10 protein-coding genes are annotated in these 9,041 nt (G+C 52.9%); all 10 read right to left on the bottom strand.

What is annotated here, in order from left to right; all coding sequences use genetic code 11:
• Window positions 1-221: 221 nt before the first annotated feature.
• Window positions 222-995 carry a F4 (K88) fimbria accessory protein FaeJ gene (faeJ, locus tag ACJHYR_RS26085; RefSeq protein WP_059328214.1) on the bottom strand — a complete coding sequence of 258 codons (774 nt, stop codon included), beginning with the start codon at window positions 993-995 and terminating at the stop codon, window positions 222-224.
• A 16-nt stretch (window positions 996-1,011) separates the two neighbouring features.
• Window positions 1,012-1,776, bottom strand: coding sequence for a F4 (K88) fimbria minor subunit FaeI (gene faeI / locus ACJHYR_RS26080; protein ID WP_059328215.1), 765 nt, complete (start codon window positions 1,774-1,776; stop codon window positions 1,012-1,014).
• A gap of 30 nt (window positions 1,777-1,806) precedes the next feature.
• Window positions 1,807-2,631 (bottom strand): F4 (K88) fimbria minor subunit FaeH, encoded by an 825-nt coding sequence (gene faeH, locus ACJHYR_RS26075; protein WP_114142555.1) that lies wholly within the window; start codon window positions 2,629-2,631, stop codon window positions 1,807-1,809.
• A 76-nt stretch (window positions 2,632-2,707) separates the two neighbouring features.
• The gene (locus ACJHYR_RS26070) at window positions 2,708-3,607 is read right to left on the bottom strand and encodes a hypothetical protein (protein WP_141011298.1); all 900 of its coding nucleotides are present in this window, start codon (window positions 3,605-3,607) and stop codon (window positions 2,708-2,710) included.
• Window positions 3,608-3,752: 145 nt separating this feature from the next.
• Entirely contained in the window at window positions 3,753-4,244 is a 492-nt protein-coding gene (gene faeF / locus ACJHYR_RS26065; protein WP_059328217.1) for a F4 (K88) fimbria minor subunit FaeF, read from the bottom strand.
• Window positions 4,245-4,278: 34 nt separating this feature from the next.
• Entirely contained in the window at window positions 4,279-5,055 is a 777-nt protein-coding gene (faeE, locus tag ACJHYR_RS26060; RefSeq protein ID WP_059328218.1) for a F4 (K88) fimbrial chaperone FaeE, read from the bottom strand.
• Window positions 5,048-7,492 (bottom strand): F4 (K88) fimbrial usher FaeD, encoded by a 2,445-nt coding sequence (gene faeD / locus ACJHYR_RS26055; RefSeq protein WP_072837607.1) that lies wholly within the window; start codon window positions 7,490-7,492, stop codon window positions 5,048-5,050. The genes faeE and faeD overlap by 8 nt, the downstream gene beginning before the upstream one ends.
• Window positions 7,493-7,506: 14 nt before the next feature.
• On the bottom strand, window positions 7,507-8,049 hold the full coding sequence (locus ACJHYR_RS26050; RefSeq protein ID WP_033556645.1) for a fimbrial protein: 543 nt from the start codon (window positions 8,047-8,049) through the stop codon (window positions 7,507-7,509).
• Window positions 8,050-8,056: 7 nt separating this feature from the next.
• Entirely contained in the window at window positions 8,057-8,356 is a 300-nt protein-coding gene (gene daaA / locus ACJHYR_RS26045; RefSeq protein ID WP_059328220.1) for a F1845 fimbrial adhesin operon transcriptional regulator DaaA, read from the bottom strand.
• A 406-nt stretch (window positions 8,357-8,762) separates the two neighbouring features.
• The coding region (locus tag ACJHYR_RS26040) for an IS3 family transposase (protein ID WP_000300537.1) at window positions 8,763-9,041 on the bottom strand (279 nt) is incomplete at its 5' end.

The following is a 9,041-nucleotide window of genomic DNA, read 5'->3' as shown; positions in this document are numbered from 1 at the left end:
GAACTCAGGGGTGAAAGTACGTTTGGTTTTCTTGTTCATTAAGTCACCTGTTTTGTGTTGAGGTGAGAATATCACCTTTAATCAGGTGGCCAAATTTACTGTGCCACTACATACCGCACAGAACATCACCAGTGTCAGTACCAGACATGCCATACAGATTGCTGCCACACAGACACCAACCACCCACCACATCGGTATTAATACTTTTCGTTGTCGGGCCATCAGAAATACACCACCACCGGCGTCAGATTACCCTGCCAGCGTTTTACCGGTTCCTCAGCACCGGGGAAATTCACCCGCACATCACTCAGGGATGTCACCCAGGCACCGGCAATATGCTGTCTGCCATTCTCCTGTGACAACAGCGATTCAGCACCTGAAATAAACGCATCAGGACGAGCGGTTAACCCGGCATAGTCCGGGGTCCATTCATAGCCGTTCACCTGCCATAACTGGCGTTTCACCTGTTTTTCGGCCTCCAGCGTCACCTCTCCGCTGACCACGCTCCAGCCCTGACCGGCAGTGATATTGTCCTGCCATGCCAGAAGATGGCGCATCGTGAACGTGATTTCCCCGTAACGCACCTGCCCCCGGGCAAGCTCTCCCCGGGCCGGAATCCGGGGTGATGATGGCACCACCTGAAGTAATGTCACCGACGGCTGCAGCCCCGGACGGGCAGTTGTCAGTGATGTGGTATGCCCGCCAAGAATATAAAAGTCCTGCCCTGTCCGGCTTTCACTGACCATCCCATTTTTACCCATTGCCAGACCGGCCTGCACGGCGTCTGGTGTACTCATCTGCACAGCGCGGGGTTGCCACTGCCAGGAAACTTCAGGAACATACAGCGTGCCGCTGAGTTCCGTCACGCCCACAGCCATTCCCTCCTGCCAGTGGCCCGGCGGAATAATCAGGGGTTGTGCCAGCACACAGGCTGAAGTCAGAAAAAACAGAACCGGAAACATACCGGACTTTAGACGATGAATAATATTCAGCACCGGACCGTCCTCCTGCTTACTGGTACTCAATACTTACCGGCAGTGACACCCGCCAGCGTTCCGGCATCGTGCCGTTCAGACGTAATTCACCACTGCCTGCCACAGTCTGTGCACCATACGCACCTTCAACCTGACGCAGGGAGGCATCACTGAAATGACTCACTCCTGAATAACCACTGACGGTCATTGTCTGCAGCCAGCCGGGGCCTTCGCCACTGAACATCTTCTGAAGAACACCCGGAATATCAGAGGCCTTCATGGCAGTGCTTTCACCGGGCAGGCCATTCACATTCAAGTCGTCATACACGCCGGCATACACCGACTGCCCGCCCTTCACATGGCGCAAAACCCCCGCAGCCTGCATTCTGAAAACAAATGTGCCTGCCCGGGCGTTATTATCTCCGGTGACAGACAGCGTCACTTCCGCCATGCCCGGTGCTGTCCAGACAAGTGAAAAACCCTCAGCCCCCTTTCCGTAACTGACCCGGGGAGAAAGTCCCTCACGTCCTGCAGGTGTGGTCAGGGTGGTTTTTCCCAGTAAAACGGTCATCGCCGGCAGTGCGACCGGGATCCCCTTCCCACCGTCACGAACACCGCGGCTCTGTTTAACCTCCAGGCCTTCATTTCCCTGCCCTACTTTCCATACCCACGGGTTACGGGTGCTGGTCACCGGGCCTTCCAGCTTAAGCTCTCCGCTGAAATCTTCTCCCGGCGTGTTCCAGGCCAGTACACAGGAAGGCAGGAGGCTTGCAGCAAACAGAAACAACGTCACCTTTTTCATTTCTCTTCTCTCCTTATATCCCTGCAACCCTCACTGTACTGTAACCGTCACATTCAGCCCTGCCTGCCATGCTGCAGGTGTGCCCTCTGCCGGCAACCGCAGTTCAAAATTCGATACCACTGAGGCATATGCCGCAGCCAGATTCATCACCCGACCGTCAGCCAGTACCCCCTGACTGATAACCTGTCCGTTATCCACCGCATTCATGCCATTACCAAAATTCTGATTCATCAGTAACAGGGAAGAGAGCCGGGCTTTCAGCCCCTGTGGCAGCGTTCCTGACTGTACATCCGTCACGCTCTGTCCACTGACCAGCGACATCCCGGCCGGTACGGATGCCCCGTCGTCCTGTCTGCCGGCACTGACTGCCATCCCCTGATTCAGGGTGAAAGAAAGCAACCCCGACACGTTCCCCGTTTCCGGGTCACGCACCGGGACAGAGGCGCGGAAGTGCTGTGCTGAGGTGCTATTTCCTTCCGTCACAGTAAACGGCTGCCCGTTACTGCTGAAGGTAATAAATGGTGTGAATCCAGGACCACCGCGCTCAGCCACCTCATACAAATGTCCTTCAAGAAGCGGCAGTACCCCTTTATCCCGCAAATTAAAAACCAGTTGCCCGTTCTCTGTACGCGCATCGGCAGTATCCACTGACCAAGTCTGGTCCGGTGAACCTATCTGCCAGGTCCATTTGGGTGCTTCGTCAGTGACAAAACCATTAAACTGAATTTCGCCACCATCCAAAATATCATTGGCATCAACTCGAAAAGAAAAAAACAAGAGAGATATAAAAAGAAAAGATAAAACATACCCTCCACCTGTTACAGCAGAAGGCCATATCGCTTGTAATATTCTCATAAATTCATGCCTTGGCTGAATAACAGGACATCTAAATAGATGTCCTGTTATTAATATTTAAACGATTTCCTACGTATTATTTATAGGAAACAACAACAGGCATAGACGCAGTCCAGCTTACATCTCCCGCTGTAGCAGGGTTATCCAAAGTAAGAGTGATAGTATTACCTGCAACAATACCTGCTGCATATGCAGTATTAAACACTTTACCAGTTGCACTGAAATCCTTAGCCTCTGGAGCAGACGCTTCCGAAGTAACTTGCGGGAGATAGTCAGAAATATCAGAGAACAGGCCATTCATGATGCTAAGAGCATCAGAATAAGATGATACCGCACCATTTGCCTGTTGAGGCAGAGCGCCATAGTAGGTTCTGCTATTGTCATAAGCATACAGAGATGCCCCGGCAACTGAAGAGTTAGCATTATCAACGATAGCTGAAACAGCTGCTACCTGCATCGGGAAAGTAATACCACCGATTTTATTGCCATTAGCATCCTGCACATCCAGCGTCATAACAATGGCACCATTGCTAAAAGATCTTCCTGCGGCAGCTTGAATTAAGGTCTTGCCATTGAACGTGATATTAGCAATTTTATCAGATGCAGCGCTATCAAACCCACCCTGAACAGAACGCAATGCCAACAGACCTGCATTTGCTGGTGCAACAATAGAAACTGTGGTATCGCCAACAGGAATATTAGAATCAAGTCCAGTCAAAGAACCAACCTTACCTTCATATACAGCACCTTGTACTGGCGTACTAATGGTACCACCTAACGAAATATCCCCTCCAGGAAACGCAGAGGTAAATGCATTTGCCACACCAGATACTGACATAGTAGCCCCTGCAGCAACCGCCAGAGCAATCAGAGTCTTTTTCATAAAATAAATCCCTTGATATTTCATAAATAATAAACTGAAATCGGCAATCCTTATTTTTCCGGAATTACCGCAAAACAATCCCTGTGGATTCATTTAATAACCACATTCCATTAAACAAAGTGTTTAACTCAGAATAGCTTTACGTTATTCCCGTTTAAAAATACGGTAAATCCCTTTACCAATATGACCCATTCCGGAGTCACGGATGTATTGCATCTGTTTTGTCGGAGATGAATTCTCAGTCTTCCACCTGCAGCGCTATCTGCAGATTTCCCCGGTAACTGACCGGGACTTCCAGCTCTGCCGGTGCATCCGTTCTTAACTCAACCAGCTTCTGTGCCTCAGGTACGGTTATCACCACATCCTCACCCTGCTGTCTGGCACTGAGTGCCACTCTCTTTCCGTCAACCATCAGGACCGTCTTCAGGGTGATACGGGCTTCCCCGTTATCCGGCAGCACCTGCTTCACCGTGATATACGCGAGGCCACCTGATGCAGCCCTGGACTCTGCGTTACGGATGGTCAGGCTGGCGGGAAGAGGCGTCGTCTCTCCACTCCGGTACAGCACCGGGTCTGTCGGTGTGCGGGTTACCTTCACCACGCTGTTACCTGACACCTGACCGTTCACCACACCCAGATACTGCGTTTTCTCGCTGTATTCAGCGGCCAGTGCTGACTGAATACTGAGTGCACTCAGGGCTAGGGCGACTGCCATCATTGTTTTCTTCATTTATTACCCCTCTGTTCCGTATTCCGGAGGGCGGTTATTTCTGCTCTGCGGTATCTGCTTTCTCAGTTTTTGCTGCTTCCGGTGCTGTCGGTTTCTTCTTATTAATTGTCCAGGTCTGCAGGCTTCCCCAGTCATTCAGGGAGTCCACTTTCACCACATTTCCCTTCACCTGCACTTCATCACCCGGCATGAACATCAGCAGTTTCTGTGCTGTCTCATTATCCGTGGCAATTTTCTTCCCGTTTCCGTCCAGCAGGCTGCCAATCGCAAAAATGTACGGCGTGGTGTTCACCAGCATGGTCCTGCCATCCGGGCGGCTCTGCAGGCTGAGCCCTTCCTCTGCCCCCTTGCGGCCTTCAAGCAGTGCCTTCGGTCGGTAGAACAGTTTCAGCTTCGTGCGCAGCGCCACTGCAATACCGCTGCCCTCCAGAGCCGGCGGAATATCCTGCAGGTTCAGCCAGTACACCGACTCTTTATCCTTCGGCAGATGGTCCGAGGCCATGATGATACGCAGTGTCTGCTGACCATTCGGTTTCACCTTGAAGAAGGACGGTGTCACCACAAAAGTCGGGCGGCTGTCCTTCTCCACGATATTGTCCACCCAGGCCTGACCACCAAAGGTACGCTCCTTGTCATTGTTGGTGACCGTGATGGTCAGCGCATCCTTGTCCCCGCGAAAGATATAGCGGGTCTGGTCTGCCGCCAGGGAAGCCATCGCACTCTGACAGGTCATCATCAGCGCCAGAGTCATTCCCAGTGCTTTTGTCACCCGGTTGGTGAAAAACGTCGTTACTGCGTTACGCTTACTCACACGTAATCTCCTGTAGTTTCTCAGTATCCTGCAGTTTCGCCGCAGGTATCCGGCACTGGCCCAGGGTGATATCACCCGGCGCATCCACCGTGTTAATCATCAGCACACCATTGTTAGCCACAAAGCCCAGCGGTGTGTTCTTACTGTCACGTGCCCAGGTTCCCCCCGGCACAAACTCACCGTCACGCTGCTTCACCTGCAGCAGGTAACGCTTAACTTTCAGGGCATCAAACGGCATCCACACCACCGCCTTGTCCGTCGGCACCACCTTCTGACTGGTGTTCGTCAGTTCTGTGCTCAGCGGCAGCGTGCCCGCATCAATCGTCACCGTGTTCCAGTCATAGCTGTTCAGCGGTACCACCAGGTTGCCGTCACTGTCAGTCTGTCCGTCACCGGACGTCACCTTCACTCCGGGGGTATCCTTCACGTTCACCACAGCCACGGTATCCCCGGTCGTGCGGCTGAACATAATGTCTTTCGCCGCCGGAACGGCCAGTACCGAACCGCTGACCGAGACAGAACCACTGGTTCCGCCGGACTGCGAGTGGTTCAGGGCACCACTCAGATAAGCCCGGTCACCACTGTACGACGCATTCAGATAACTGCTCACACCGCCACTGCTGTCACGACCACCGCCCAGACCATAACTGAAACGGTCATTCAGCGAGCCGGACACGCCGGTGCTGACGCCCGTACCACCGCCTTTGCTGGTGCTCACCGACGTACTGCTGCTGTAACGACGGTCAAACAGTGTGAACGGTACCGACACTGACGCCGATGCAGACCAGTTGTTTTCCCCCCGGGTGTTCCGTGAACCGGACCAGCCCAGGTTCAGACTGACGCCCTTAATCTGTGTGCTCAGGGTGCCGGTAATCCCCGTGTCCCTACCGTTGTCATCGCTGTACCGGTAACTCCCGGTCATGGATGCGGGGTAATAACTCCGCTGCCAGCCGGACACCGACAGACTGAACAGACCACCCACCGGCTGACTGACACCGGCATTCCATTCATCCTTCGTCCGGCGACCATGATTTGACTGCGACCACAACTCTGTCGGGTCAAAGGAGGACATGTCCTCATATTCCTCACTCTGCCGTGACCAGCTCACCCGCAGTCCGGTGTTCGTCATCTCCAGTTGTTTACTCCAGGATAACTGCATCTTGTTTCCGCTGCGGCTGCCGTCACGGTATTTTGCCGTGGCATAAGCCCCGTCAGCAGACACCGCCCCCAGGTAACTCAGCCCCAGAACAGCCCCGGCGCTGACGCCCTGCCAGTCCTGGTTAAACACCCCGCCGGTGCGCAGCGTCAGCCCGTCCAGACCGTAACCGTATGACGCCGCAAACACACCGCCTTTCAGGTCACTGTCATCGTCAGGCAAACCGGCTGCCACACTGAACTCGTGCTGCCCCGGACTTAACTGCCCGGCCATCACCGACAACGGGAAGTTCTGTACCTGCTCGCGCCCGTCTTCACCGGTGATTTTCATGGTCACATCACCACTGGTGTACAGCGGCACATCCGTGATGGAGAACGGCCCCGCCGGCACCATCTCCGAATGCAGCAACCGCCCGTTCTGTGTCAGCGTCACCCTCGACGGCCCGTTCGCAATGCCGCTGAACACCGGGGTATACCCCAGATTGCCCGGCTTCATGCTGTTGTTCCGGCTCAGCGACACGCCGTACGTTCCCGTACTGCCCAGCAGACTGTCCCCGGTGGATGTTTTCCCGACCGCCAGGTCCGCGCTCAGTGCGCGGATGGCCCGGGTGGCCGTAAACATGTTTATCGTAGTGGAGTTATCCCCGCTGTCACCGCCGCTGGCCGTGGCAGAAGAACTCACCACCCAGTGCCCGATATTGGCTTTCAGGTCCGCTGAGCCAAAGGCCGAGGTGTTATTACGGCCGGTGTTGGCGTTCGCGTTATAGTTCACGCGAAATGCACTGGTCCCGTAATCCCAGTCCACATTCTCCGGCATCTTCACCAGCCCCTTCTGGGGAATGGACAGCGCCAGACTCTGGGTGGAAACATCAAAATCCACCTTCACTGACGGCGCTTTTGTCAGCACATAGCACTGTCGTGTGGCGTCATATCCCTCACGAAAGTAATCTGCACTGACGTAAATCCCGGCCTTCGTCAGCCATGCCTCTGTCAGACACAGTTCATTACTGTCCTGTGGTGTCACATCCAGTATCTGTTTCCCGGCCTCCTTCCCGTTCAGGGACAGGTCAACCAGATAACGCCCCGGCGCATAGCTGCCGTTCAGGGCTGCCCAGACTTCCGGATTAACCCCGGCACCACCCTGGATAAAGGACATATCCAGTTTTTCACCTGCAATACCTGTGGCACTGGCAAAAGCAGCTGATACGGCAAGCGCAAGTGCGGCCCGACGGAAAAACACGGACGAAACCGGCTCAGCGACTGCCTTCTTTCCTGCACACACAATCCTTTTCTCCGTTACTGATACGTGACCACAAAGGTCAGTGCACCCGTGTATTCCCCCGCCTTCACGTTCGCCGGAAACACCGGCTGCGCACGAAAACGGAACTGTCCTTTAGCAGCAAACTCCACCGGGTAATTCACCGAATGACTGTCCTGAGTCAGACGTCCGCGATAATCTGCCTGTGTATCCACCGCCCGCACATCCACGCGAACACCATCACCGGCACCGCGGGTGACCACGCCCCCTGCATCCAGCTGTCCCGGGTTACCAAAATCCAGGGTGGCGACCTGCCCTGCCTGAAAGGCTGAGCAGCCCTGAACCGTGGCACCGGACTCATACAAACGCACAGTGAAATCACGCGGAGGCACAGACGTCCCCGTGGACTTGCGGTAAGTCCCGAATGTCAGCCGGCCACTGTTGCCGATGCTGTCCGCATCCACCACCACATGACAGGCCGAGGCCACCACGTCAGCACTGAATACGGTTTTCTGAACAGCGGCGTGAGAAACCCCGCCCCCTGCCAGAAGCAGAAGTACTGAAAGCGATAAATTTTTCATGCAACTGTTATCCCGTATATGGAATACCGGCTTCTGATATATAAAAAGGAACCAGCCTGTTTACCGCCTGATGGGTACGCTGAATACGCCCGAGAGCACCAGAGAAATATCCCTGAGAAACCTCATGTCGTTCACAGGCCTCCCTTCGGGTATAACCCAGAACCAGAAAATCCCTCAGCGCATTAAGAACCTTTTCACTGTGAACCGGAGATATTTCAGCTAATAACCAGAACTGGCTCTCTGACATTTTTCCGGGTGACAAAGTACACCCGTGTTTCTTGCTCAGATACAGGTCACTGCTGCTCATTTACATCTATTCCAGAAACATAACCAGACAAAAAGACGACATAAATCCGGATAACAAAAACGTATTCACTCTGCTGTCGTCCTGTTTTCTGCGGCAAAGACTATCACGGTGTTTTATATCGAAAAACATTAATTTCACGATCTTTATGACCAAACAACAACTATTTAATAACACAAAATACTGACAACTTAGGATAAAAAACCAAAAACGAAACAAAAAACAGATAAAAAGATCGTTGTTTTTGTAAACACCAATATTGCCTCCTTGACAGTTTTTTTGTTCTTATTTAGATATTCATCAAAAAACAGATCCTAATTTTCATAAAAAATATGAATTTAGAATAATAAAAAATATTAAACAGGGAAATTAAAAACACAGAAACAAAAATATGCCCATGGATTTGCCCCTATATTTCCAGACACCTGTTATCACTTAACCCATTACTGGCCTGCTGCCGCAGATATTCCCGTGGCGAGCGATAACCCAGTGCACTATGCGGATGCCATTCGTTATAATGCTCGAACGCCTCTGCAAGGTTCTTTGCTGCCGTTAACCCGTCTGGTTTAGGCATGATACTGATGTAGTCACGCTTTATCGTTTTCACGAAGCTCTCTGCTATGCCGTTACTCTCCGGACTCCGCACCGCCGTGTTCTTCGGTTCAAGCCCCAACATCCGGGCAAACTG

The sequence above is a fragment of the Escherichia sp. WS1450 genome, assembly GCF_046487395.1.
GTDB classification, from domain to species: Bacteria; Pseudomonadota; Gammaproteobacteria; order Enterobacterales; family Enterobacteriaceae; genus Escherichia; species Escherichia coli.
This window is presented reverse-complemented; position numbering and strand designations above follow the sequence as displayed.